This is a genomic window from Corynebacterium kroppenstedtii DSM 44385 (assembly GCF_000023145.1).
GTDB lineage: Bacteria > Actinomycetota > Actinomycetes > Mycobacteriales > Mycobacteriaceae > Corynebacterium > Corynebacterium kroppenstedtii.
Genome location: NC_012704.1, coordinates 734,885 through 758,363 on the forward strand (window position 1 = coordinate 734,885; position 23,479 = coordinate 758,363).

General features: G+C 58.6%; 23 protein-coding genes. 17 read left to right on the top strand and 6 right to left on the bottom strand.

Annotated features, from left to right (window positions below; all coding sequences use genetic code 11):
* The first annotated feature begins 134 nt into the window (after window positions 1-134).
* The 6 genes from typA (at window position 135) to dapC (ending at window position 7,685) form a co-directional block, all read left to right on the top strand.
* A complete protein-coding gene (typA, locus tag CKROP_RS03055; protein ID WP_041628774.1) occupies window positions 135-2,057 on the top strand; it encodes a translational GTPase TypA in 1,923 nt (640 codons plus the stop codon).
* A 69-nt stretch (window positions 2,058-2,126) separates the two neighbouring features.
* Window positions 2,127-4,142, top strand: a complete 2,016-nt coding sequence (locus CKROP_RS03060; RefSeq protein ID WP_041628775.1) for an ABC transporter family substrate-binding protein — start codon at window positions 2,127-2,129, stop codon at window positions 4,140-4,142.
* The gene (locus CKROP_RS11915) at window positions 4,135-5,328 is read left to right on the top strand and encodes a PIG-L family deacetylase (RefSeq protein ID WP_052292343.1); all 1,194 of its coding nucleotides are present in this window, start codon (window positions 4,135-4,137) and stop codon (window positions 5,326-5,328) included. The genes CKROP_RS03060 and CKROP_RS11915 overlap by 8 nt, the downstream gene beginning before the upstream one ends.
* Before the next feature lie 13 nt (window positions 5,329-5,341).
* Window positions 5,342-5,854, top strand: coding sequence for a hypothetical protein (locus tag CKROP_RS03070; RefSeq protein WP_012731277.1), 513 nt, complete (start codon window positions 5,342-5,344; stop codon window positions 5,852-5,854).
* 244 nt (window positions 5,855-6,098) lie between these two features.
* Window positions 6,099-6,416: a ferredoxin gene (gene fdxA / locus CKROP_RS03075; RefSeq protein WP_012731278.1), complete on the top strand. Its 318-nt coding sequence runs from the start codon at window positions 6,099-6,101 to the stop codon at window positions 6,414-6,416.
* Window positions 6,417-6,536: 120 nt separating this feature from the next.
* Window positions 6,537-7,685, top strand: coding sequence for a succinyldiaminopimelate transaminase (dapC, locus tag CKROP_RS03080; protein ID WP_012731279.1), 1,149 nt, complete (start codon window positions 6,537-6,539; stop codon window positions 7,683-7,685).
* Window positions 7,686-7,693: 8 nt separating this feature from the next.
* On the opposite strand, the gene CKROP_RS03085 is transcribed toward dapC, so the two are convergent.
* The 3 genes from CKROP_RS03085 to CKROP_RS03095 all read right to left on the bottom strand — a co-directional run bounded on the left by CKROP_RS03085 (window position 7,694) and on the right by CKROP_RS03095 (window position 10,379).
* Window positions 7,694-7,894: a hypothetical protein gene (locus CKROP_RS03085; RefSeq protein WP_012731280.1), complete on the bottom strand. Its 201-nt coding sequence runs from the start codon at window positions 7,892-7,894 to the stop codon at window positions 7,694-7,696.
* 25 nt (window positions 7,895-7,919) lie between these two features.
* The gene (dapD, locus tag CKROP_RS03090) at window positions 7,920-8,909 is read right to left on the bottom strand and encodes a 2,3,4,5-tetrahydropyridine-2,6-dicarboxylate N-succinyltransferase (RefSeq protein WP_012731281.1); all 990 of its coding nucleotides are present in this window, start codon (window positions 8,907-8,909) and stop codon (window positions 7,920-7,922) included.
* Between the two features lie 66 nt (window positions 8,910-8,975).
* Window positions 8,976-10,379, bottom strand: coding sequence for an amino acid permease (locus CKROP_RS03095; protein WP_012731282.1), 1,404 nt, complete (start codon window positions 10,377-10,379; stop codon window positions 8,976-8,978).
* A gap of 179 nt (window positions 10,380-10,558) precedes the next feature.
* Here CKROP_RS03095 and dapE point away from each other — a divergent pair, with 179 nt between their 5' ends.
* From dapE to CKROP_RS03125, 7 genes are all read left to right on the top strand, one after another.
* Window positions 10,559-11,692: a succinyl-diaminopimelate desuccinylase gene (gene dapE / locus CKROP_RS03100; protein ID WP_012731283.1), complete on the top strand. Its 1,134-nt coding sequence runs from the start codon at window positions 10,559-10,561 to the stop codon at window positions 11,690-11,692.
* Between the two features lie 37 nt (window positions 11,693-11,729).
* Window positions 11,730-12,677 (top strand): LOG family protein, encoded by a 948-nt coding sequence (locus tag CKROP_RS03105; protein ID WP_420838948.1) that lies wholly within the window; start codon window positions 11,730-11,732, stop codon window positions 12,675-12,677.
* A 124-nt stretch (window positions 12,678-12,801) separates the two neighbouring features.
* Window positions 12,802-13,614: a dihydropteroate synthase gene (gene folP, locus CKROP_RS03110; protein ID WP_012731285.1), complete on the top strand. Its 813-nt coding sequence runs from the start codon at window positions 12,802-12,804 to the stop codon at window positions 13,612-13,614.
* A 38-nt stretch (window positions 13,615-13,652) separates the two neighbouring features.
* A complete protein-coding gene (locus CKROP_RS10605; RefSeq protein ID WP_169302950.1) occupies window positions 13,653-14,222 on the top strand; it encodes a DivIVA domain-containing protein in 570 nt (189 codons plus the stop codon).
* Window positions 14,223-14,382: 160 nt separating this feature from the next.
* The gene (locus CKROP_RS11070) at window positions 14,383-14,550 is read left to right on the top strand and encodes a DUF3117 domain-containing protein (protein ID WP_012731287.1); all 168 of its coding nucleotides are present in this window, start codon (window positions 14,383-14,385) and stop codon (window positions 14,548-14,550) included.
* A gap of 76 nt (window positions 14,551-14,626) precedes the next feature.
* Window positions 14,627-15,499: a methyltransferase domain-containing protein gene (locus tag CKROP_RS03120; protein ID WP_012731288.1), complete on the top strand. Its 873-nt coding sequence runs from the start codon at window positions 14,627-14,629 to the stop codon at window positions 15,497-15,499.
* Window positions 15,500-15,841: 342 nt separating this feature from the next.
* Window positions 15,842-16,738, top strand: coding sequence for a MarR family winged helix-turn-helix transcriptional regulator (locus CKROP_RS03125; protein WP_081429386.1), 897 nt, complete (start codon window positions 15,842-15,844; stop codon window positions 16,736-16,738).
* A 107-nt stretch (window positions 16,739-16,845) separates the two neighbouring features.
* Here CKROP_RS03125 and glgA read toward each other — a convergent pair whose 3' ends face one another.
* Window positions 16,846-18,024, bottom strand: coding sequence for a glycogen synthase (gene glgA / locus CKROP_RS03130; RefSeq protein ID WP_012731290.1), 1,179 nt, complete (start codon window positions 18,022-18,024; stop codon window positions 16,846-16,848).
* A gap of 113 nt (window positions 18,025-18,137) precedes the next feature.
* Between glgA and glgC the strand changes: the two genes are divergently transcribed.
* Window positions 18,138-19,373 (top strand): glucose-1-phosphate adenylyltransferase, encoded by a 1,236-nt coding sequence (gene glgC / locus CKROP_RS03135; protein WP_012731291.1) that lies wholly within the window; start codon window positions 18,138-18,140, stop codon window positions 19,371-19,373.
* Window positions 19,374-19,382: 9 nt separating this feature from the next.
* Here glgC and CKROP_RS03140 read toward each other — a convergent pair whose 3' ends face one another.
* Window positions 19,383-20,039 carry an O-methyltransferase gene (locus CKROP_RS03140; RefSeq protein ID WP_012731292.1) on the bottom strand — a complete coding sequence of 219 codons (657 nt, stop codon included), beginning with the start codon at window positions 20,037-20,039 and terminating at the stop codon, window positions 19,383-19,385.
* A 216-nt stretch (window positions 20,040-20,255) separates the two neighbouring features.
* Here CKROP_RS03140 and sigE point away from each other — a divergent pair, with 216 nt between their 5' ends.
* The 3 genes from sigE to CKROP_RS10610 all read left to right on the top strand — a co-directional run bounded on the left by sigE (window position 20,256) and on the right by CKROP_RS10610 (window position 22,316).
* Window positions 20,256-20,939 (top strand): RNA polymerase sigma factor SigE, encoded by a 684-nt coding sequence (sigE, locus tag CKROP_RS03145; RefSeq protein ID WP_012731293.1) that lies wholly within the window; start codon window positions 20,256-20,258, stop codon window positions 20,937-20,939.
* 117 nt (window positions 20,940-21,056) lie between these two features.
* Entirely contained in the window at window positions 21,057-21,611 is a 555-nt protein-coding gene (locus tag CKROP_RS03150; protein ID WP_012731294.1) for an anti-sigma factor family protein, read from the top strand.
* Between the two features lie 60 nt (window positions 21,612-21,671).
* Window positions 21,672-22,316: a twin-arginine translocase TatA/TatE family subunit gene (locus tag CKROP_RS10610; RefSeq protein ID WP_148209628.1), complete on the top strand. Its 645-nt coding sequence runs from the start codon at window positions 21,672-21,674 to the stop codon at window positions 22,314-22,316.
* Between the two features lie 19 nt (window positions 22,317-22,335).
* Here CKROP_RS10610 and CKROP_RS03160 read toward each other — a convergent pair whose 3' ends face one another.
* Window positions 22,336-23,472 carry an Mrp/NBP35 family ATP-binding protein gene (locus CKROP_RS03160; RefSeq protein ID WP_012731296.1) on the bottom strand — a complete coding sequence of 379 codons (1,137 nt, stop codon included), beginning with the start codon at window positions 23,470-23,472 and terminating at the stop codon, window positions 22,336-22,338.
* Window positions 23,473-23,479 lie beyond the last annotated feature (7 nt).

The following is a 23,479-nucleotide window of genomic DNA, read 5'->3' on the forward strand; positions in this document are numbered from 1 at the left end:
TGGGGGGAGGTGGTAGCCTGAGCACGATTCGCACGTTCGGGTGCCCCATTGTGTGACCGGTGGAGATGCCGCGTCACGCTCGCTCATCGCCCTTGACCTACGGTGAGCTTTTCTACCCCAGGAGATTTTGCTCAGTGAGCCATCCAGAGTTTCGCAATGTTGCCATTGTCGCCCACGTTGACCATGGCAAAACCACACTTGTTGATGCCATGCTTCAGCAGTCAGGCGTGTTCGGCGATCATGACGAGGTCGTCGACCGGGTCATGGACTCGGGGGATTTGGAGAAGGAAAAGGGTATCACCATCCTCGCCAAGAATACGGCTATCCATCGCAAGGGGATGGGCAAAGATGGCACCGATTTGATCATCAACGTCATCGACACCCCTGGCCACGCCGACTTCGGCGGTGAGGTTGAGCGCGGACTGTCCATGGTTGACGGTGTTGTCCTCCTTATCGACGCTTCCGAGGGGCCCCTTCCTCAGACGCGTTTCGTATTGGGCAAGGCGCTGGAAGCGAAGATGCCCGTCATCATCGTCGTCAATAAAACCGACCGTCCCGACGCTCGTATCGACGAGGTTGTCGACGAAGCCCAGGACCTTTTGCTCGAACTGGCCGCGTCCTTGGATGACCCGGAGGCGCAGGAAGCCGCCGAAAAGAACCTGGAGCTGCCCGTACTGTATGCGTCCGGTCGCGCCGGGAAGGCGTCCACGGAAAACCCCGGCAACGGAAATGTCCCGGAGGCCGAGGATCTGCAGGATCTCTTTAACGTGTTGTACGACGTGTTGCCGGAGCCCTCTGCTGAGATCGACGCTCCTTTGCAGGCACACGTCACCAACTTGGACTCCTCCTCGTTCCTTGGACGCATCGGCCTCGTGCGCGTGTTCCGCGGCATCCTGAAGAAGGGCCAGCAGGTCGCCTGGATTCACCACGATAGCGACGGAAACCCGCACACCAAGACCGCGAAAATTTCGGAACTTCTGCGCCAGGACGGCGTGAAGCGCGTCCCCACCGACCAGGTCATCGCGGGCGACATCGGAGCCGTCGCTGGTATCGACGAAATCATGATTGGCGACACCCTCGCGGATCCAGAGCACCCCGAAGCAATGCCGCCGATCACCGTCGACGAGCCAGCGATCTCGATGACCATCGGTGTGAACACCTCGCCCTTGGCCGGTCGTGGTGGTGGCGACAAACTCACCGCTCGGCTGGTGAAGTCCCGCCTGGAGCAAGAACTCATCGGTAACGTTTCGTTGAAAGTCTTGCCGACCGAGCGCCCAGATGCGTGGGAGGTTCAAGGCCGCGGAGAAATGGCACTATCCGTGCTGGTAGAAACCATGCGCCGCGAAGGCTTCGAGCTGACCGTCGGCAAGCCACAAGTGGTGACCCGCACCATCGACGGCACACTGCACGAGCCCTTCGAACACCTCGTTATCGACGTCCCGTCCGAGCACCAAGGTGCTGTTACGCAGCTCATGGCCTCTCGTAAGGGCACGATGCTGTCCATGGACAACGGTGCCGGCGGGTGGATCCGCATGGAATACTCCGTGCCTGCTCGTGGGCTCATTGGATTCCGGACCACGTTCATGACGGAAACCCGCGGTACCGGTATCGCGAACTCCTACAGCGACGGCTACAAGCCGTGGGCCGGCGACATTAAAGACCGTGCGTCGGGATCCTTGGTTGCTGACCGCGCCGGGCAGATCACCGCCTACGCCTTGCAGCAGCTGGCTGACCGCGGTCAGTTCTTCGTCGAACCTGGTGTTGAGGCCTACGAAGGCATGGTTGTTGGCGCGAATAACCGCGAAGAAGACATGGACGTCAACATCACCAAGGAAAAGAAGCTGACCAACATGCGTTCCGCGACGGCGGAAACGACGGTCACGCTGGCCAAAGCGCATACCCTTTCCTTGGACGAGGCCATGGAGTTCTGTGGTGGCGACGAATGTGTCGAGGCCACACCGAAGAACATCCGTGTGCGTAAAGTGATCTTGGACGCCAAAGAACGAGGACGCGCTGCTGCGCACGCTAAGCAGAAAGCGAAGCAGGGCAAGAAATAACGACGGTGGCCTTCATGGCCGCGATGGACAATGAACACAACGCGTAAACGACATCGACCCACTCTGCGGGTGCGCTCCCATGCTCACCCGCGTGGTGTGACGTCCACTGCCGTGAGGGCTGTCGTGGCCACGGGCGTTGCTGTGGGGGTTGCGTCCACATCGTTACTGGCTGGGTGTAGCGCGCGCCCCGGGTCGGCGCCCGTCGTCAATTCCGGTGACGGGAATAAAAACAATGCCGACACCGTGTCTCAGCAGTCGGAAAAGATCACGTTTGCGGTCAGTGATGTCAGCCCGGGGTTTAATCCGCATTTGGTTTCCGACGACACCCCGTTGGTCGATCACATGGCCTCACTGGTGCTGCCCAGCCCGTTCGTCGAAAAGGATGACGGGGAACTGGAGCTGAACCAGGATCTGCTTGATTCCGCCGATGTGGTGGAAGGCAGTGGCACAGGTTCCTCAGCATCGACGCCGTCGTCAGAATCGACGACGCCTTCTGGGGCAGCGTCGTCTCAGCCGTTTACGGTGCGCTATACCATCGCGTCGGATGCGCAGTGGTCGGACGGCACTCCGATCACGGGGGCTGACTTTGAGTATTTGTGGAAGCAAATGATCTCGCAGCCTGGGGTGGAAGACCCGGCGGGGTATGAAGCCATCAGCAGCGTGACCTCGACGGAGAGTGGCCACCAGGTAGACGTCCATTTTGATCGGCCGTACGTGGCATGGCGGTCGCTGTTCACCAACCTGCTGCCCAGCCACCTGTATCGCTCATCCAGTAACTTCCAGACGATGTTGAGGGACTCGGTTCCTGTCTCGGGCAACCGATTTTCGGTGGAGTCGATTGATAGCGGCCGTGGCATTGTGACATTGGTCCGCAATGACCGCTATTGGGGAAGCAACCTGGCGAAGACGGACAAGATTGTCCTCCAGGCCCAGGACAATGCTGCTGAGGCCGCGGAAATGTTGCGCAATGGTCAGGTCCAGGGGGCTGCGTTGCGTCCGAAAGCAACCACGCAGCTGTCGCTGGATTCGGTGCCGCACTCCGTGGTGCAGCTGTCGCCGAAAAACCGGTACCTCATGTTGTCGCTGAATACGGCCGCTCCGCATATGGATGATGTGGGGGAGCGCGCGCGAATACTCAACAGCGTTGATAGGGATACCGTTGCTCGTATCGCCGGGGAGCGGATGGAAGTGAGCGCGCCGCATGATGAGGCCACAATTTCGGGCACCTCTGTTCCCGGGTCGGGGTCCGCATTTCCATCGTTGTCTAGGCCCTTCCGGATCGCCGTTGATCAGTCGGATGACGCCGCAGTGACGGCCGCGCGAACGGTGGCGGACCAGCTCACCCAGGCCGGTTTTCCTGCGAAAGCACTCGTTATGCCGGCGCTGGACATCGTCGAATCTGTTCTCCCCCTTGGTCTTGCCGACGCGACCGTGGCGTGGCAGTCGGGCGATACCACCGCATCCGCGTTAGCCAGCCACTACGGCTGCACGTCGGCTGATCGCCCGTCGAAAGAGATGGACTCCGATAAGAGCTCGGAGTTGATAGAGCCGGAGAGCTCAACGCCGTCATCGCCATCGTCTGAACCACAACCGACGTCGGACAGTGCTGCGCCTAGTGCTACGGATACCGGGGATGCACGCAAGTCCATGGAGAAAAAGTACGCCCGAGCAGCCAATATGTCGGGGTTGTGTGATCCGGAGATCGATACCCAGGTGAGGGAAGCTGCCGAGGGGTTCGCCGATGTCAATGACACGAAGCAGAAGGTTATTGAGAAGGTGAATTCCCAGGCCGTCAGTCTGGCGTTGCTCCAGGACACCGAAGTGTTCGCGACGACTCCTGCTTTGGAGGCTCCTCGTTTGCCGCTGAAGTCGGGCGAACTCCCGACGACGGAACGCGGTGGAATTTTTGTCACGGCGCCTCTGTGGACGCGGAACGAAGACTACTCGGTGCTCCAGCCCGGCAGCAGCCCGACTACCGACAACAAAGGCGATACGGACGCCGAGAAGAAGAACGACAACGATAAAGCGGACGACAAAACAGACGAGAATAAGGACGACAAGGAGGATGCCTCCAGCAATGAGTGATTTGCGTGGCCTCCGAGTGATGGCCGTTCATGCCCACCCCGACGACGAAGCCCTGTGGACCGGTGGTTTATTAGCGCACCTGTCCCGGCGCGGCGCTGATGTTCGCGTGGTCACGTGCACGTTGGGGGAGCAAGGTGAGGTCATTGGAGAGCCGATGCAGGGCCTCATTGCTGACGAAGCCGACATGTTGGGCGGCTTTCGTTATCGGGAGCTTGAGGATTCGCTCCGGATCCTGGGCGTGAATGGTGTTCACCATCGCCCCTGTGTGTTGGGCGGTGTGGGTTGCTGGCGGGACTCGGGGATGGTGGGAACGCCGTCGGCGGATCACCCGCGCGCATTCGTGAAGTCCGGGCAGCAGGCTGTTGATGCGCTCAAGGCCCTGATGAGCGAGTTCTGCCCCGACATCGTGGTCACTTATGGGCCTGATGGTGGTTACGGGCATCCCGATCATATCCGTGCTCATGAGATCACTCATGCAGCTGTTGCAGAGCTGCCCCATACGTCCGCGCCTGAATTAGGTGGCGATAATACGGATCTGTTCTCTGCAGTTCTGGCACGCCGTCACGGTGGCCGCGAGACTTCTGCGGACCATGGCATTCCGGATCCTGTTGTTCTTTGGGCAGTCCGTGGCGAAACAGCTCTCAAACAGGCGGGTCGCGCGATCTCTCGTATTCCTGATGGATGGGTTGCCCCCAGCGGGATGGATTTCAGTTTTGTCGACGGCGCCGCGGGGGCCGTCGACTCTGCGTCCTCGGAGAAAACCCCGGACAAGATCACTGAGCCAGATCTTGCCTTCGTCCCCGACGATCTGGTGGACCTCGCCGTGCAGTTGAGTGATGCGGATATCGAGGCGCAGGCCAATGCGATGGCTGCTCATGCCACGCAATTGTGGATCGCCGATGGCCGGCAGAGCTGGACAAACCCCGAATCCGCATGGGCGGTCAGCGATCCCACTGTGGCCCCGAAGGTATTTGCACTCTCCAACCGTATTGCTCAACCGCTGATGAGAGAAGAACACTATGTGGTGGCGTACGGTGGAAGCGGCCCGTGGGCGAAAACCACACCGGCCCGCTACGCGTATGATTCCTCAGTCGTGCGCGCACGAGGACGGAGTGCGTTTTCATTAGATCAGGCAGATGAGGGAGCAGCACACGATACATCCGAGCAGTCTGGTCAGCGTCGATAAGCGGGGAAGAACTATGGAAAAACATTGGGGAGACCCCAACCATTCTCAGCCGCGTGAAGACGTGAGCAAGGGCGAGCGCATTGCAGGCATCGCCTGGTTAACCGTCGGGTCCGTGCTGTCCTTCTTCTTGGAAATGGTGTACTTGGGCAGCCGGATCACCATCGGCGGCCACACCTATCCGTTCCCCTATATGATTCTCATCGCAGCTGGCTTCAACTATGTCCTCGGGACGACGTCGCTGCTGTGGACGAAAAAGTTGGCGTGGGCCAGCATCCCCGGTGTGACCTGGATCGTGCTCTACTTCATCGCCGTCACGTGGCCGTCGCTACCGGGAACGCGGGGAACAACGTGGATCGTGCCCAACCTCGTCGGAGTTCTGTTCATGATCGCCGGTGTTGCAGGTGCGGCGTGGCCGTTGATGCGGTCGGTGGTCTCGTCGATGGATCAGGTTAACCCGCCACCACCCACCACGACGACGGGTGGCAAACGTTCCAAGGAGAAAAATAACCCCACAAAGAAAAAGTAAATAGCCTGGTAGTGGCCATAAAATGCTGCCCCCGCAGACGAAAAGTAGACAGATAGGTTCATTTTTTGTTTGACGCGTGGCATCATGGAACCGCTTGACGACATGGGGCGCACCCTGACCCCAGTTCGGTCACTAAGAACAGGCATGGCAAGACCAGCCACGGTGCAGCGAGCCGACGGTGACGACGTCGCAACGCTGCACAACAGGAAGACAACGGGAAGAAAAGGCGAAAGAGGAGGAGACTATGGCTTACACCATCGCGGAACCGTGCGTTGACGTGAAGGATAAGGCATGTGTTGAAGAATGCCCGGTTGACTGCATCTACGAGGGCGTTCGCAGTCTGTACATCCACCCAGACGAATGCGTCGATTGCGGGGCATGCGAACCGGTGTGCCCCGTGGAGGCGATCTTCTACGAGGACGACGTCCCCGATGAGTGGATCGACTACAACGACGCGAACGCCGCGTTCTTCGACGATCTCGGATCGCCGGGTGGTGCTGCCCGGCTGGGGCCACAGGACTTCGACGCGCCCCTCATCGCAGAGCTTCCGCCGCAAGCCTAGGATTTCACTCGGGTTCCCGAACGCTATTGTTGGGATAGTATCGGGCTGTCCGATGATCGTATTTTTCTTCCTGTCCACTCGCGTCCCTGTGTCGCGTCCGTTTCTGCTGTGAGGCTTTATATGGCGCACCCGCCCCGTATTGTTCGTTCGTCTTTGCTTCCGGATTTCCCGTGGGATTCCCTCGCGGATGCTCGCGCGAAGGCCGAATCTCACCCGGATGGGTTCATCAACTTGTCGATGGGAACACCCGTCGATCCGGTGTCTCCTGCTGCTCAGCTGGGCCTGGCAGAAAACTCAGGGGCTCCCGGCTATCCGCAAACCGTCGGCACGCAGGAGTTGAGGCAGACCATTGTCGACGCGATGACTCGTCGCTACGGCATCATCCCGCTTGATCCTGAGCGGCAGGTTTTGCCGGTGATCGGGACGAAGGAAGCGATTGCGTGGCTGCCATATCTTTTGGGGTTGGGCGAAGGGCACACCGTCGTGATCCCGGAGCTCGCTTACCCGACGTACGAGGTCGGTGCCTTGTTGGCGGGGGCGTCGATTGTCCGGGCGGATTCCACTTTCCAGCTTGGCCCGCAGGCGCCGACGCTGATGTACATCAATTCGCCCTCAAACCCGACGGGCAAAGTTCTGGGCCTTGAGCACCTTCGGAAAGTTGTGTCCTGGGCTCGGGAACGTGACGTCATCGTCGTCTCTGATGAGTGTTACTTGGGCCTGGGGTGGACGACGAATGCCAACGGTGTTCGCGGTGAACGGCCCACGCAACCGGTGTCTCTTTTGCACCCCGATGTGTGCGATGGGGATACCACCAACCTGATCGCGGTTCATTCGCTATCGAAGACGTCGAACATGGCGTCGTATCGCTCTGGTTGGTTGGCGGGCGATGAAAAGCTCATCCACGAGCTGCTGGCGGTCCGCAAGCACGCGGGTTTCATGGTTCCTCAACCGATTCAGGCTGCCACTGTCGCAGCGTTGAAGGATGACGGCTTTGAGCAGCTCCAGCGGGAGATTTACCGGAACCGTCGTGAGATCCTCGCCGCGGCTCTCCGTGATGCTGGTTTTACTATCGACAATTCCGAAGCTGGCCTGTACTTGTGGTCCACTCGCGACGAGCCATGCCGTGACACCGTCGATTGGTTTGCAGAGCGCGGAATCCTCGTGGCCCCGGGCGAATTCTACGGCCCGAAAGGTGTTAAGCACGTCCGCGTTGCGTTGACGGGCACCGATGATCAGATCACCGCTGCAGCCCAGCGGATCGCGGGGTAGAGGTTAGGTCACCATCGCCCTGACCGGTCCCTCCACACCCGCAGGCCGAGCCCCACGACCAAGCTGATCATCACGATCGCAGCGATAATTTTTACCGCGGTGTAGGGGACGAAGGCGCACGCCACGCACACCACCAGCACAACAATCAGACTGGTTGTTTGTGCTCGGTCTAATTCAGTGGGGCGTGGGGGCTTGGTTTGCTTCGCCATGTCTTTCGCGCAATCTCGTTATGGCTTAATTCGCGTGAAGGTCGTCATTCAGCGTCACCGTGGAGGACTGCCATGCAACGGCTTCGACGGATCCCGACAGGGAATTGCGGCGGAACAAGATGTTGTTCGCACCGGAGAGCTGAGCGGCCTTAATCGGTGAGCTGTCCTTCAGCCCCATCGCGTCCGCGACGGGTCCCCGGGCAACAACCTTGGTGCCGTACGTGATGTACAGTCCGGCTTCGACAACGCAGTCATTACCGAGGGAAATCCCGACACCGGAGTTGGCTCCCAGGAGGCAGCGCTGCCCAATAGAGATGACCTCTTTGCCGCCGCCGGACAGAGTCCCCATGATGGAGGCTCCACCGCCGATATCGGTGCCGTCATCAACGACGACGCCGCCGGAGATTCGTCCCTCCACCATGGAGTGCCCGAGTGTGCCGGCGTTGAAGTTGACGAAGCCCTCGTGCATGACCGTGGTACCGGGCGCTACGTGTGCCCCCAGGCGGACACGGTCAGCGTCGCCAATTCGGACACCGCTGGGCATGACGTAATCCACCATGCGCGGGAATTTATCTACGGAGAACACGGTGACGGGGCCGCGGGTTGAGAGCCGCGCGCGCGTTGATTCGAAGTTTTCGGTGGAGCAGGGGCCGTAATTCGTCCACACGACGTTGGTCAGTTTGCCGAAGATGCCCTCCACGTTCACGGTGTGGGGGCGTGCGATGCGGTGAGATAAAAGGTGAAGGCGCAGGTAGGCGTCGTAAGCATCGATGGGCGGGGTTGAGAGGTCTTTAATCTGAGTACGGATCGCGACACGGCGCACCTGGCGATCTTCATCGCTGTGTGCCGCCGCAGCGAGTTCCTCGGGGGCGTCGGAACCGAGCTCAGTGGTGGTGGTTTCGCTGATGTCGTCGCTGAGAGACGGGGACGGGAACCACGAATCCAACACGATTCCGTCGTCGGTGATGGTGGCAAGACCATCGGCAATGGCACCTGTAGTTAAAAATGAAGTCATAGGGGCCACAATACCCAAGCGTTGCGACACACGACGCCCAGGTGCGCAGAGGCCCCAGTGAAGTGTCTACTTCGCGGGAACCGCCGACGCATTCCGACGACGGGCGACGGCCGACAAGGCAACCAGTGCGGCGAAGAAGACGCCAACCGCGATGACTTGTGGGCGCGCTGAGTTGTCGAAAAGCATGAGAATAGTCAAAGCCAGCAGACCAATCAGCGCGACATAACTCATGTACGGATATCCCCACATTTTCACGGGGAGTGTGCCTTCTGCTTCCATTTCGGGCCGCAGCTTGATCTCTGAAGCGGCGATCATGAACCAGAGCACCAAGAGCGAACCGCCGACGATGTTGAAGAACAACTCGATGAGGTTCGCCGGGCCCCAGACCTGAAGCGCCACGGACAAGTAGGCCAGCGCCATGGAGAGGCACACCGCGCGTGTGGGGACGCCCTCGTGGTTCGTCTTGGTGAAGAATGTCAGGCCGTCGCCCTCTTTGGACATGGCGTAAATCACGCGGGAGGTTGCGTAAATCTGCGCGTTAAATGCCGAGAGCAGCGCCAACGTGATGATTATTTCCATGAACCCAACGACACCGGGGATATCGGCTTGGGCGAGGACGCGAGTGAAGGGGGAATCGGCAGCGCCTTCTGCTTGGCCCAAGGTCGAATAGGGAAGCAGGAAGATTATGACCAGCACAGATCCCAGATAGAACACCGAGATGCGCAAAATAACCGAGCGCACAGCGGTGGCGATGGCACGGCTGGGATTCTCAGACTCAGCAGCCGCGATGGTCACAATTTCAATGCCGCCGAAAGCGAAGGCGACAGCCAGCAGACCGGCAGCGATCCCGCCCACTCCGTTCGGGGCGAAACCGGATTCCCTCACGTGCTCAAACCCGACCATGGGGTGCCCGGGAAGAAGCCCGAAGATCAGAAGAACGCCGACGACCAGGAAGAAGATAATGACCGCGACTTTGATAAACGCGAACCAGTATTCGAATTCACCGAAACCACGGACTTTAGCCATGTTGATGAAGGTGAAGATGATGACGCAGACAAGCGCTGGAATCCAGCCGTCGACACCGAACCAATTACCAATAAACGCACCGGCACCGGTGATTTCGGCGCCCATGACCATGACCAGCATGAACCAGTACAACCAGCCGGTCGAGAAACCGGCCCATTGACCGAAAGCTTGTCGGGAATATGCAGAGAATGTTCCTGTATTGGGGCGGGCGGCACCGAGTTCACCCAGCATCCGCATCACCAGAACAACGAGGAATCCGGCAACGATATAGGAAATCAAGACTGCCGGTCCCGCGGCTTTAATGCCGACGCCTGTTCCAAGGAAGAGCCCTGCGCCGATGGCAGATCCCAACCCCATCATCGTGAGGTGCCGAACTTTCAACCCATGTCCCAGTTGCGAGGTGGAATCGGAAGATTCATCGCCCTGTGAAGCATTGTTCGTCATGAAGTGCCCTTTGGTATTGGGGGAGCAGTGAGCTACGCGCCCATGCTGATACATCTATTCGATCTGTTCAGAATAGCCGGTTCGTTACTCAGGGGTGACCACGGCGTCGGTCAAGCGCGGGAATCCCGCATGAAAACATCGCGCATGCGCGTGTCCGCCCCGGCGGTTAGTCTGGTGGCGTGATTGACCTGACTCAGCACCCTATTGATCTCACCAGGGCACTCGTTGACATTGAGAGTGTCTCTAAGAATGAAAAAAATATTGCCGACGCCGTCGAGGCAGCGCTGCGAGCCGTCGCTGCGTCCGCCGACGAGGCGAACGACATAACGGTTGAGCGTTTTAATAACACCGTGATGGCCAAAACCAACCGAGGTTTGCCCTCACGCGTGGTTTTGGCAGGCCACCTGGACACTGTGCCCATTGCCGACAACGTCCCCTCCACGCGGGGCACGGACAAGGACGGCCGCGACACACTCTTCGGCTGCGGAACCGTCGACATGAAGTCGGGGGATGGGGTGTTCCTCCATGCCTTTGCCCAATTAGCCGAGTCGCCAGACCTGACCCGCGACATGACGATCATCATGTATGAAGCGGAGGAAATCGCGGCCACAGAAAATGGGCTGAGGAAATTAGCTGAACATTCCCCGGAGTGGTTACAGGGCGATATCGCCATCTTGGGCGAACCCTCGGGTGCCGTGATCGAGGCGGGATGCCAAGGCAGTGTCCGCGTGAAAGTGACCGCCTTGGGGGAGCGCGCTCACTCCGCCCGATCGTGGCTAGGAGACAATGCCATGCACAAGCTGGCCCCAGTCATCGCGCGGGCTGCTGGCCATGATGGGGATAAAATCGTCGAGATCGACGGCTTGGAGTACCACGAAGGCTTCAACATCGTGATGTGCGAATCGGGAGTGGCCACCAACACGATCCCCGACGAAGCGTGGATGTTCGTCAACTACCGTTTCGCGCCGGGAAAGTCGACACAGCAAGCGTTGGATGAGACCTTCGCGATTATCGGTGTCGGCACTCCCGATAATCCGGAACCTGGTTTCCGCCTTGATATCGACGATGAATCGCCGGGTGCGCTGCCGGGCTTGCACCATGCCGCCGCTGCCGAGCTCATTGAGGTGACCGGTGGGAATGTGCGCGCGAAGTATGGGTGGACGGATGTTGCTCGCTTTGCTGCGATGGGGATTCCTGCAGTGAATTTTGGCCCGGGTGATCCGGCCTTTGCTCATAAAAAAGATGAGCAGTGCCCAGTGGAAATGATTACCGACGTATCAGACCAGATCATGGCTTATCTGACGAGTAAGTGACGGGAAGGACAGCACGATGGGGCGGAAGACATCCCGCATGATGGGCGGGAAGGACGACGATCGAGGCCATCTGCGGTTCCGTGGCCCGGTGGTGTTTCGCGATCGCGGCGGCAAAGCGCATGACCACACTCACGCACGATCCACCACCGACCAGCGCCTTTTGGACGTTCAGAAGGATGCGGATTGGCTGCACACCGATCCGTGGCGGGTCTTGCGCATTCAAAGTGAGTTCGTCGAAGGATTCGGCGCTCTTGCTGAGATTCCCCGCGCGGTCACCGTATTTGGTTCGGCGCGCGCTGAAGTCGATTCGCCGTACTATAAGAAAGGCGTTGAGGTCGGTCGCGCGCTGCATGAAGCCGGCTACGGTGTCATCACCGGCGGTGGCCCGGGGCTGATGGAAGCGGCGAATCGTGGTTGCGCGGAGGCCGGTGGATTGTCCATTGGCCTGGGCATTGAGCTTCCTCATGAGCAGAACTTGAATGCCTGGGTCAATCTTGGTTTGAATTTCCGTTACTTCTTCGTCCGCAAGACAATGTTCCTGAAATATTCCCAGGCATTCGTGTGCCTCCCGGGTGGTTTCGGGACGATGGACGAGCTGTTCGAAGCCCTGGTTCTGGTCCAAACCGGGAAGGTGACTCGATACCCCATTGTACTGATTGGGACCGAGTTCTGGTCGGGCTTGGTGGAGTGGATTCGGGATCGCCTGATTAGTGAAAAGATGGTGTCGCCCGACGACCCAGATCTCTTCCTCGTGACGGACGATGTCGAGGAGGCCGTGGGCTACATTACGACGAAGCACGAAGGTTTTGTGGAGGAATTGGGGCGGCGGTTAGAGGAAAACAGTCTTTCTCATTCGCAGCGGGCTGGAATTTTGCGCAGTGTAGGGAAGCTCGCTGAGGACGGTGATGCGTCCAGCTCGGAGCCGTCTACCGGCGATGCGTCTGACCAAGACCCCTCCGATGGTGGCTCCTCTCGTGACGCATAATTATTATGGTGCCGAGCCCGATCACGGGGAGTCGGATTCCGCCACCATCAAAGGGGAAAGTGCGACGTCGGGCCCTGGAGACCGCCCCCGCAGTTTTTACCAATCTACCGCTTTACCAGCGATGATGGCGATCGTTAATCGCACTCCCGACTCTTTTTATGACAAGGGAGCAACGTTTACCGACGACGCAGCCCTGGCGTGGGTTAGAAGCTGTGTCGACGCCGGCGCGGAGATCATTGATATCGGTGGTGTCAAAGCGGGCCGGGGTGATCCTGTCTCGATCGCTGAGGAGATCGATAGGGTGGTGCCCTTCGTTTCTGCTGTGCGTGAGGAATTTCCCTCGGTTCACATCAGTGTGGATACCTATCGTGCCCCGGTCGGGGAGGCTGCAATTACCGCTGGTGCGGATCTGATTAACGATACGTGGGCAGGCGCAGACCCCGAGCTCGTCGAAGTCGCTGGCCATTATCACCGGGGCTATGTGTGTTCGCACACGGGAGGGATGGAGCCGCGCACGTTGCCACGCCGTGTTCATTATGACGACCTAGTCGGGGACGTTATCCGCTCCACGACACAACGCGCGAAACACGCGGTGAACTGCGGCGTTCCCGAGGACAAAGTCCTCATCGACCCGACCCACGACTTCGGGAAGAACACTTTCCACAGTTTGGCGTTGGTACGTCATGCTCGCGATCTCGTGTCGACGGGGTGGCCGGTGCTCATGGCCCTATCGAATAAGGACTTCGTGGGAGAAACTGTCGGGCGTCCGGTGGACCAGCGATTGGCAGGTACTCTGGCGGCAACCGCCCTGGCAGCAGCGCAGGGTGTGTCCGTATTTCGTGTTCACGAAGTGGCCGAAAACCTGGATGCGTGCCGCATGGCATTGGCCGTGCAGGGCGTTATTCCGCCGTATGCGACGACTCGCGGTGTGGAGTGAGAACATATCGAGCGTCCGGCAATCAGTAGACTATGCACGTGCTGTATTGGATCGTGACCCTCATTGTCCTCATCGTTGTCTCTGCCGGTTTGTGGTGGGTGTTCTCCTCCTTGTTCGGCCGGGGAGAAGAATTAGGCCCCGCCGAACGCCCTGATGAGCGGAAAGACTTAGAACCCGGCGCCACCGTTGGTCCCGATGAATTGTCGACGATCCGCTTTTCCTTGTCCTTCCGCGGTTATTCCCCGCGCGAAGTTGATATGGCGCTGCAACGCGCCAAGGAACACATGATCGAGCTGGAGCACGACCGCGATCGTTATCGACGTCGCGCTGATGACGCAGAAGAACAGTTGAAGGCCTCGGGTGCGGGCACGGCGTCCACCAACGACGCGGGCGCTGCCGAGGGCACAGCGAACACAGGAAGTGCACCTGTAGGATTCCAATCGGACGGGGCTCAGTCCACGCATGGTTCAGCCGAAGCCGCAGATCATGGAGAGGCGTCGCACGCCGGGGACGCGCACGTCGACGACCGTCACCAGAACTCCGTCGCGCACCAGCACTCCGTGAAGACGAACCGTGCTCAGGGGAAGCGGAAGAAAAAGCGCAAGTAATCGAAGCGTCGTTAACAACGTCGGGAACGGCGTCGGAAGTGGCATCGGGGGAGGTAGGAGCACGGCTGCAAAGGCCCGGATTGGCGGTTGTCACAACGCTTTCGGGAAAACAGGGCTACTCTGGAGTTATCAAGCTTTTTATAGTGAAGGGAATTCGCCCATGGCAGCAATGAAGCCCCGGACCGGTGATGGCCCGATGGAAGCAGTTGAAGAAGGACGCAAGATTGTGATGCGTATTCCAACTGACGGTGGCGGCCGTTTGGTCGTCGAACTTAACCACGAGGAAGCCGGTGAGCTTGCCTCGGTATTATCAGAAGCTGCTGGTTAGGCACAGTAATCGCCCGATGTCTGGTGCGCTGGCTAGAGTAGAGTCCACACGTTATCGATTGAAGATGAGGTAGACCTTGCTCTCCGACGTTCTTGATGTTTTATCTGACCCCATCGACGGCTCTTCGCTCCACGATGGCGGTAATTTAGCCACCCTTGTCTCTGATACCGGCCATAGTTACGACGTTGCCCGCCAGGGGTATGTGTCCCTTGTGGGCGGGCGTGGCCTGAGATATAAGGGCGACGATGCCTCGATGATTCAGGCCCGCGAAAAGTTTCTTGCCAGTGGTCATTTTGGCCCATTCGTTGAGGCCGTGACGGGGAATGTGCAGGATGTTCTCGATGATGCGGGGGTAGGCGATCACGAGCATCCTGTCGTCATGGAAGTGGGCGCGGGGACCGGCTATTACTTAGCCCACACACTCGACGCCGTTCCGGGTTCGCGCGGAATCGGCATTGACGTTTCTGTTCCTGCTGCTAAGCGCATCGCTGGCTGCCACCCTCGTGCGGGAGCTGTTATTGCTGATGCATGGTCCAGGCTTCCTGTCAAAGATAAGTCCATCGACACGATTACCGTCGTTTTCGCGCCGCGTAACGCGGAAGAATTCGCGCGAGTTCTTACCGACGGAGGACAAGTTGTCGTTTTGACAGCCGCGCCCGGTCATTTAGCTGAGCTTCGCGAGCCCCTTGGAATTATTGACGTTGAAAAGAACAAAGTTCACCGAATGATTCAGCAGGCGTCGGGGCACCTTACCCCTGATGGCGAGCCTGAAGAGGTTGAATTCGAGATGAATCTGGGCCGCGATGCTATTGAAGCTCAGGTGGGGATGAGCCCGTCTGCTCGGCACATTCGTCCGGAGGATTTAAAGGAGAGAATTGCAACCTTGCCGGACTCGATGACAGTGACTGCGCGCGCCACGGTGACGAGGTTAAAAAAGAACCATAGGTAGGTCCCCTTAATGGTCTTTGTGTGCTATGGTTAATTTCATTCAGGGGGGATACTCCGAAAGTACTGCCTGTACCTGACACGTACTCGTGGAGTTCCTGGCTTTACAACAGGGCTCACGCACGGGTTCGTAAGAATATGTTGGGGGAGTCCGTTCTTAACCACAAAAAATTGGTTGCAGGTGTTAACAAAAAAGCTGCAAAAGCGAAATAATAAGTGAGGTTCCTCTAACCAAGGAACACGTACTATCGCACCTTCACTGATTCATGTGGTTGCTAGGTGTTCGCGTGATCGCGTCATCATGGCCCGCTGGGAGTCTCGCTGAACTCACTGACCATATCGAATCATGGAGGAACTTACTGACATGAAGTCTGTCACCGTTACTGCACCACAATTTAATGGTCCTCGACATCAGATGTCCGATGACCCCTCAGTAGATGCAGCAGAAACTGCAGTTGTGGGGTACCCATTGAAGGACCCACGTGGTGCGGATGACGGGAAGTCTCTCAGTAAAGAAGCGATCAGTACGGCACTAGCACGTGGTACAACCGGGTGCGATGCGTCCTTTGGCGCAGCCGCCGGAAGTGCCGCGTTAGACAGTAGCGTTTTGAGCACTATCGCGGAGAGTACAACCCTAACGATGAATCCTGACAACAATAATTCTCATCAGATGTCGGCCGCAGGAGTCAACGGGCGCACGGATATGCGCCGTGGCACAGCTTCTGACGGCTTCGACGAACCCATCGGTCATAGCACGGTGAACTCATCAGTTGGATCGAGCATCTACGAGCCAGGTTCGGTTGTTCCGTCCGATGCTTTGGGAACTCCTGCTTTTGCGGCAGAAGTCGCGATGATGTGTTCGCGCGTCATTCGGACTGCACTGTACCGGGCAGGAATGGCCCCCTCCTCTGCTACGTGGAGAGTGGTCCGTTTCATTCAGAACAATGGCCCAGTCAGAATTTCTGACGTTGCCCGCCGCGAGCGGTCGACGATGGCTACAGTGTCCACACTCGTCAACCGCCTGGTCAAGCAGGGGCTGGTCAATAAGGAAAAAGATACTTCCGACGCACGCCAGTCGCTTCTGACAGTGACGCCTAAGGGGCGCAACTTGTGCAATGAGTGGCAGGATCGCTTGGGCGAAGCGGTGGCGGAAGATTTTGCGTCACTGTCGCTCGACGAACTGACAGTTCTGGCTGAAGCGCTCCCCGTGATGCGCAAGCTCGTCAGCGAAGGCGAGCGCTAATCCAAGCGCGAGCGCCCGGGCCCTTGCCTAGGGCCCGCCCTCAGGTACCGGCCGCACGTGGTGCTGTTCCACGTGGCGCGGGTCCATGTGGTGTAGTTCGGGGGATCCTACATCAATGACCGGTACACATCGAGGGTCCGCTGTGCGATCGTCGACCAGCTAAACGTCGTGACTGCCCTCTCACGCCCGGCCTTCGCCATCCGGCCCGCAAGGTCAGGGTCGCCGGCGATGCGGTTGACCGCACTGGCCAGCCCTTCTTCGAATGCGCCGATATCGTCGGCATCGTAGTGGACCAGTTCACCCGTCTCACCGTCATTGACAACCTCAGGGATACCTCCCACATCAGAGGCGACGACGGCGGTGTCACAGGCCATGGCCTCCAGGTTCACGATGCCCAAGGGCTCATAAATGGATGGGCACACGAAAACTGACGCGGCGCTGAGGATCTCCTGCAGCAAGTCATGGGGGAGCATATTGCGCACCCAGAACACGCCGTCGCGAGTGGACTTCAACTCCTCGACCAAGTTGGCGATCTCAGCCTCAATTTCCGGAGTATCCGGTGCACCTGCGCACAACACGAGCTGAATGTCCTCGTCGAAGCTGTGCGCGGCCTTCACCAGGTGGGCCACGCCCTTTTGCCGTGTGATTCGCCCCACGAAGGCGACAATCGGTTTATCTTCGGCAACACCCAGTTCAGCCAATATCGAGTGCTCAGCTTCAGCGAACGTCGGGCGCGGGCGCCAGAGCTTCGTGTCAATACCGTTGAGAACAACGTGAATGCGGTCCGGATCGATACGCGGATATGCATCCAGGATGGCGTCTTTCATCTTCCGCGAAACAGCGATAAGCCCATCGGCGTTTTCCATCGCGTTCTTCTCTGACCACGATGACACGTCATAGCCGCCGCCCAGCTGCTCACGCTTCCACGGCCGGTGCGGCTCAAGGGAGTGAGCCGTCGCTACGTGGGGAATACCCTTGAGCAGGCCGGTCAGATGCCCACCAAGCCCCGCGTACCACGTGTGTGAATGGACAACATCAATATCTGATGCCGACGCCAGGTTCGCCATCCGTAGCCCCGTCGACAAGGTTTTGAGGGCAGGGTTGGCGTCGGCAAGAGCATCATCGGAGTTGGACACGTACACATTGGCTTCGTCACGCGGCCCGCCCATGCAGTGAACATCGACATCGCACAGCTCGCGCAAATGCCGGGTGAGCTCAGCCACGTGGACACCGGCGCCACCGTAGATTTCCGGGGGATATTCTCGAGTCATCATCGCTACGCGCATGACTGTGAGCCTAGTCGGTCGGGGTGACACACTGCCCGCCGACAAAGGCGACGGGGGAGAGAACAGGGGTACTTGTCCAGCATAAATAGCGAGGACTGAATAAATTAGTACCCATGAGGAGCCAACCACACGTCCTATCCATTGTCCTCGCGGGCGGCGAAGGGAAGCGACTCTTCCCCTTCACGGCCGACCGTGCCAAGCCAGCTGTTCCTTTTGGGGGTTCATATCGTTTAATTGACTTTGTCTTATCGAACCTGGTCAACGCCGGGTACATGAAGGTTTGCGTCTTAACTCAATACAAATCTCACTCACTTGACCGGCACATTTCGCAATCGTGGCAACTCTCCGGATTAGCAGGTGAATACATCACCCCAGTGCCCGCCCAGCAGCGGCTCGGGAAACGGTGGTTCACAGGTTCAGCGGATGCCATTTTGCAATCGCTCAATCTCATTTACGACGAAGATCCTGAATACATCATCGTGTTCGGCGCGGACCACGTGTACCGCATGGATCCCGAACAGATGGTGAAGGAACATATCGAGTCGGGAGCGGCGTGTTCCGTCGCCGGAATTCGTGTGCCACGCAAAGAAGCAACCGCATTCGGCTGCATTCAAGCAGACGACGACGGCACGATTACCGAGTTCCTGGAGAAGCCAGCCGATCCGCCGGCTACCCCAGATGACCCCGACGTGACCTTCGCCTCCATGGGTAACTACGTCTTTACAACCCAGGCGTTAATCGATGCGCTGAAAGAGGATTCTGAAGACGAGAACTCGGCGCATGACATGGGCGGCAACATCATCCCGTATTTTGTGAACCGGGGCGAGGCGCACGTTCACGACTTCTCCCGCAATGTCGTGCCCGGGGAAACGGATCGTGACCACGGCTATTGGCGCGACGTCGGTACTGTCGACGCTTTCTATGAAGCTCATATGGACCTCATTAGCGTGTACCCCGTCTTCAACCTGTACAACCGCAAGTGGCCTATTCACACGTCCGACGACAGCAACTTACCGCCGGCGAAATTCGTCAAAGGCGGAATTGCGCAGTCCTCCATCGTGGCTGCAGGGTGCATTATTTCCGCTGGCACCGTGCGTAATTCAGTTCTCGGGCCGGGCGTTGTTGTCGAAGAAGGCGCCAGCGTCGAGGGCTGTGTCCTGATGGATGGCGTGCGCATTGGAAAAGGCGCTGTGGTTCGTCACGCCATTTTGGACAAGAACGTCCGCGTCGGAGATAACGCGCTCATTGGCGTGGATCGGGCTCGCGATTCTGAACGGTTCACGCTGTCCCAGGGCGGTGTCGTGTGTGTCCCGAAGAATTACGAACTCCACGGCGCTGACGAGGATTAATAGCCGACGCTAGCTCGTCGGTGCGTCTTCGTTCCGCGAGATCAGGACCATCCCGGCGCCCAGCGGTAGCCGGGAGAGGTAGATGTCCTCGCGCTCGCGGAGCGACTCGTCGAGGCGACGGGCCGCCGCGGTATCCCGATCCTTTCGTGCCGGATTCGCGATGGTGCCGTCGAGAAGAATATCCGCGAGGATAATCAGCCCGCCCGGTTCGAGCAGCTCGAGGGCCTCGTCGACGAGGGTTGATGCGTCGGCGGGGGCAATTTCGGCGTAGATCAGACTGTATGAGCGCGCTGCCAGGCGGGTCATGACCTCGAGCGGGCGCGAGGGGAGAAAACGGTATTGGTTGGAGCGAATGTTGGCCGCGGTGAATGCCTGGCGGGCAACCCGCTGGTGGATCGCTTCCGTGTCAATGCAGGTCACATGACCGTTCGGGCCCATTCCCGCGAGGATGGCCAAGCCTGAGACGCACGCGGAGGGGGAGACAACAACTGCCGACTTATCCCTGCAGTACGAGGAACTAATCGTCGTTAAAAACGACGCCGTGAGTTCGTCGGGAGCGGTGAGGCCGAGCTCGTCGGCGGCATCGCGCGCAAAGCCCATCGCGTCGGACTCGTCGGTGGTGGCGTTAATAAAGTCAGTCATCAGGTCAAGAGCAGAATCGGTCACGGTTATTCATGCTAGTGATAGAGACGGAGTAAAGGGTGTGGCTCGCCCATAACTGCGACAATGAAGCAGACATTCGTGGCTTTTACTGCGGAAATGATTTACAATTCCCCTCGTGACATGCCCCTCGCGGGTTCGTGATTTCAGTGGTTTCACCTTCACAGGAATTTCCCAGGCGGAATTCATGCTTCGGAAACGAATGCATGTGACAGTTAAATCATGACACCGGCGTCAGGCGCTTTTCACCGTTCCGAACGGAATACACCCACTCGCACGACCTCAGCTTCCACAATCGACCCACACAAAGGCGATGATGTAATGGCTAACCACCCTGCGGGGAGCGAACCTCGCACTGGTACCGCAGCATTCGATGCTGGATCGGGGGAAATGCCGAGCTGGAGTGAGCTTGTTTCGGAGCATGCGGATGGTGTGTACCGCCTCGCTCTTCGCCTGAGTGGTAATACGCACGACGCGGAAGATCTGACCCAGGAAACGTTCATGAGGGTTTTCCGGTCGCTCAAACGGTACAAGCCCGGAACTTTTGAGGGTTGGCTCCACCGGATCACAACCAATTTGTTCCTGGACATGGTGCGTCGACGTCAGACAATCCGGATGGAAGCGCTGCCTGAGAACTATGACGCAGTGCCTGGGACCCGGAACGACCCCGAGCAGTCCTATATCGACGCCAATATTGATCCGGAACTGCAAAAAGCCCTGGATTCGTTGCCGACCGATTACCGCGTAGCCGTCGTGTTGTGTGATGTTGTCGGCATGAGCTACGACGAAATTGCAGACACCTTAGGGATCAAAATGGGAACCGTGCGTAGCCGCATTCACCGTGGTCGTGCCCAGTTGAGGAAGAGTTTGCAGTCATCCGAAGGCATTTTGCACTACGTTGGGTAGAAAGAGATCATCGACGCACCCATTGTCGGAACATAACCTGACGGTGTCAGTGCTTCGTCGATAACTCGCGTGCTGAGCCTGGCCGGGCGAATTGTAGTGTGCAAGGGGTGATGTCCAATGGGCCGTTCGTCAAAGCCACGACAATTCTCTTCGATTGAGCATCTGTCAGAAGAAGCTGTGGCCGCATTTGTCGACGGCGAAATGCCCCCGCGAGCCCAACGTCGAGTTCTCCGCCACCTCGTGCATTGCGAAGAATGTCGACGCGATGTCAAAGCCCAGCGCGATGCGGCCCAGCGCATGAGGGAGGCAGCGAACGAACCCGTCCACATGTCGACGGAGCTGCTGCATAAGCTGGCCGCGATCCCGACCAACTGTGACCCGCAGAATCCGAGCGGATCACCGGCGAAGACCGAACACCATGGCCAGGGGAAGAAAGCTCAGGCCACTGGTGGCGGTCATGACACCGATTCCGACCGCCCTGATGTCTATGCAGCAGGCGACGAATTGAGCGACCTACGGCACGACAACGCGTTGAGTGCCGCGAAAAGTGCTGCCTTTGGGGTGATGCGCACCGTCGAGAACGGGGCAATGAGCGCCATAGACACGGTCGGTGAATACGCCGACCAGCTGCGATGCGCATGGAAAGACCGCAGTAACTCACCAAAACGCTGACATTAGAAGTCTCGCCGTCACTCCGTCGTCCCATTTGCCAAGCTCTGTACAATATCTGACGTGTTCTCAAGTATCGGTTGGATGGAAGTCATCATCATTGTGGTGGTGGGCTTCCTCATCATCGGCCCCGACCGTTTACCAGGCGTTATGAAGGAAATCCGCGCGGTCCGGCTGGCCATTAAAAACGCCGTCGCAGATGCGCGGAAACAAATCGACGGTGAACTAGGCGAGGATCTCCGAGAATTCAGCGAACCGATCAAAGAATTTAGCGAGCCCCTCCGACAATTCAATTCGTACCGATCAATGGGGGCGAAGGGATTCATCGCCAAAGCTCTCTTCGACGACGACACTACCGATCTTGATGCGACGAAAGACGCCATCGACAAGCCCCTGCAGACGATGAGGACAACAACCCCGCAGCGGGCCATCCAAGACTATTTCGCCGCTGACAAACCTTCTTCGACGAAAAATGCCGACGACGCTTCGTCGACGACGAAGTCTGCCGCGGGATCAAGCGCATCGGTCCCCTCAGTGGAAAAACACAACCAGGGGAGCGAAGGTAGTGACGCGGTGAGTTCCCACTCGGATTCACAGGGCCGTGATAGTGGACGGGGAACGGCAACAGGGGAGCCAGGAAAGGAACAATCCACCGACGCTAAGAAGCCGGTGTACGGCTCCTGGAGCGGGTTCGACGAAGTCCTCTAAAAGTGCCCGTTGCACCCCGCTACGGCGTCACTCCAAGGCCCAGCGACTTACCCGCCAAAGACGTCCGACGGTGAGTGAGCTGGTCCGCGATGGCATTCAGCGCCGCACCCGTTTCAGATTCCGGGGAAGAAATGGCGATCGGTTCGCCACCGTCGCCACCCTCGCGCAAAGCGGGATCAAGAGGAACCTGCCCCATCAGCGGCACCTTAGTCCCCGTAATCCGGGACAGCCGATCGGCGACAATCTCGCCGCCGCCCTCGCCGAAGATCTCGTTGTGTGAGCCATCGGGCATGACGAAGTAGCTCATATTCTCAATAACACCAGCGATGCGCTGCTGAGTCTGCTGCGAGATGGACCCCGCCCGCTCAGCGACTTCAGCCGCGGCCATCTGTGGCGTCGTCACAATGAGGAGTTCAGCATTCGGTATGAGCTGGGCGACGGTAATCGCAATGTCACCGGTGCCGGGGGGCAGGTCGAGAAGCAGAACATCGAGATCACCCCAAAAAACGTCGGCAAGGAACTGCTGGATAGCGCGGTGCAGCATCGGACCGCGCCACACGATAGGGGAGTTGCCCTCAATAAAGTGGCCGATGGAGATCATCTTGATGCCGTGTGCCTGCGGCGGCATGATCATGTCATCCACCTGGTACGGGCGGTCGTCCGACCCTAACATTCCGGGGATCGAGTGGCCGTAAATATCGGCATCAAGCACCCCGACATTCAGTCCCTTCGCGGCCAGCGCAGTGGCAATGTTGACGGTCATCGACGACTTACCGACGCCACCCTTGCCGGAGGCCACGGCATACACGCGCGTGTGACAATCAGGCTTACTAAACGGAATCTCCGGCTCATCGACGCCACCGCGGGCCTTCTTCCGCAACTCGCGGCGCTGCTCGTCGTTCATGACATCCGTGGTGACGGTGACGTTCCCAACACCCTCAATGCCCTCGATCGCCGCGCGAGAATCGTCGACAAGCTTGTTTTTCATGGGGCAACCGGCGATGGTGAGATAAATCTCCGCCGAAACATCAGCGCCGTCGATGGCGACCGATTTCACCATGCCTAAATCGGTGAGCGGCATGCCGATATCGGGGTCTTTGACTTGGGCTAATGCGTCGCGAACAGTGGATTCGGTGATAGTAGATTCAGATGCCATAACGCCA

Excerpts from the sequence above, each read along its gene's own strand:
- CKROP_RS11070 (WP_012731287.1), top strand. The coding sequence starts at position 14,383 with ATGGCAGCAATGAAGCCCCGGACCGGTGATGGCCCGATGGAAGCAGTT.
- CKROP_RS03160 (WP_012731296.1), bottom strand. The coding sequence starts at position 23,472 with ATGGCATCTGAATCTACTATCACCGAATCCACTGTTCGCGACGCATTA.
- CKROP_RS03095 (WP_012731282.1), bottom strand. The coding sequence starts at position 10,379 with ATGACGAACAATGCTTCACAGGGCGATGAATCTTCCGATTCCACCTCG.
- CKROP_RS03150 (WP_012731294.1), top strand. The coding sequence starts at position 21,057 with ATGGGCCGTTCGTCAAAGCCACGACAATTCTCTTCGATTGAGCATCTG.
- CKROP_RS03085 (WP_012731280.1), bottom strand. The coding sequence starts at position 7,894 with ATGGCGAAGCAAACCAAGCCCCCACGCCCCACTGAATTAGACCGAGCA.
- dapD (WP_012731281.1), bottom strand. The coding sequence starts at position 8,909 with ATGACTTCATTTTTAACTACAGGTGCCATTGCCGATGGTCTTGCCACC.
- glgA (WP_012731290.1), bottom strand. The coding sequence starts at position 18,024 with ATGCGCGTAGCGATGATGACTCGAGAATATCCCCCGGAAATCTACGGT.
- fdxA (WP_012731278.1), top strand. The coding sequence starts at position 6,099 with ATGGCTTACACCATCGCGGAACCGTGCGTTGACGTGAAGGATAAGGCA.
- CKROP_RS03070 (WP_012731277.1), top strand. The coding sequence starts at position 5,342 with ATGGAAAAACATTGGGGAGACCCCAACCATTCTCAGCCGCGTGAAGAC.
- CKROP_RS03125 (WP_081429386.1), top strand. The coding sequence starts at position 15,842 with ATGGAGGAACTTACTGACATGAAGTCTGTCACCGTTACTGCACCACAA.
- folP (WP_012731285.1), top strand. The coding sequence starts at position 12,802 with ATGGCGATCGTTAATCGCACTCCCGACTCTTTTTATGACAAGGGAGCA.
- sigE (WP_012731293.1), top strand. The coding sequence starts at position 20,256 with ATGACACCGGCGTCAGGCGCTTTTCACCGTTCCGAACGGAATACACCC.
- CKROP_RS03105 (WP_420838948.1), top strand. The coding sequence starts at position 11,730 with ATGATGGGCGGGAAGGACGACGATCGAGGCCATCTGCGGTTCCGTGGC.
- CKROP_RS11915 (WP_052292343.1), top strand. The coding sequence starts at position 4,135 with ATGAGTGATTTGCGTGGCCTCCGAGTGATGGCCGTTCATGCCCACCCC.
- dapC (WP_012731279.1), top strand. The coding sequence starts at position 6,537 with ATGGCGCACCCGCCCCGTATTGTTCGTTCGTCTTTGCTTCCGGATTTC.
- glgC (WP_012731291.1), top strand. The coding sequence starts at position 18,138 with ATGAGGAGCCAACCACACGTCCTATCCATTGTCCTCGCGGGCGGCGAA.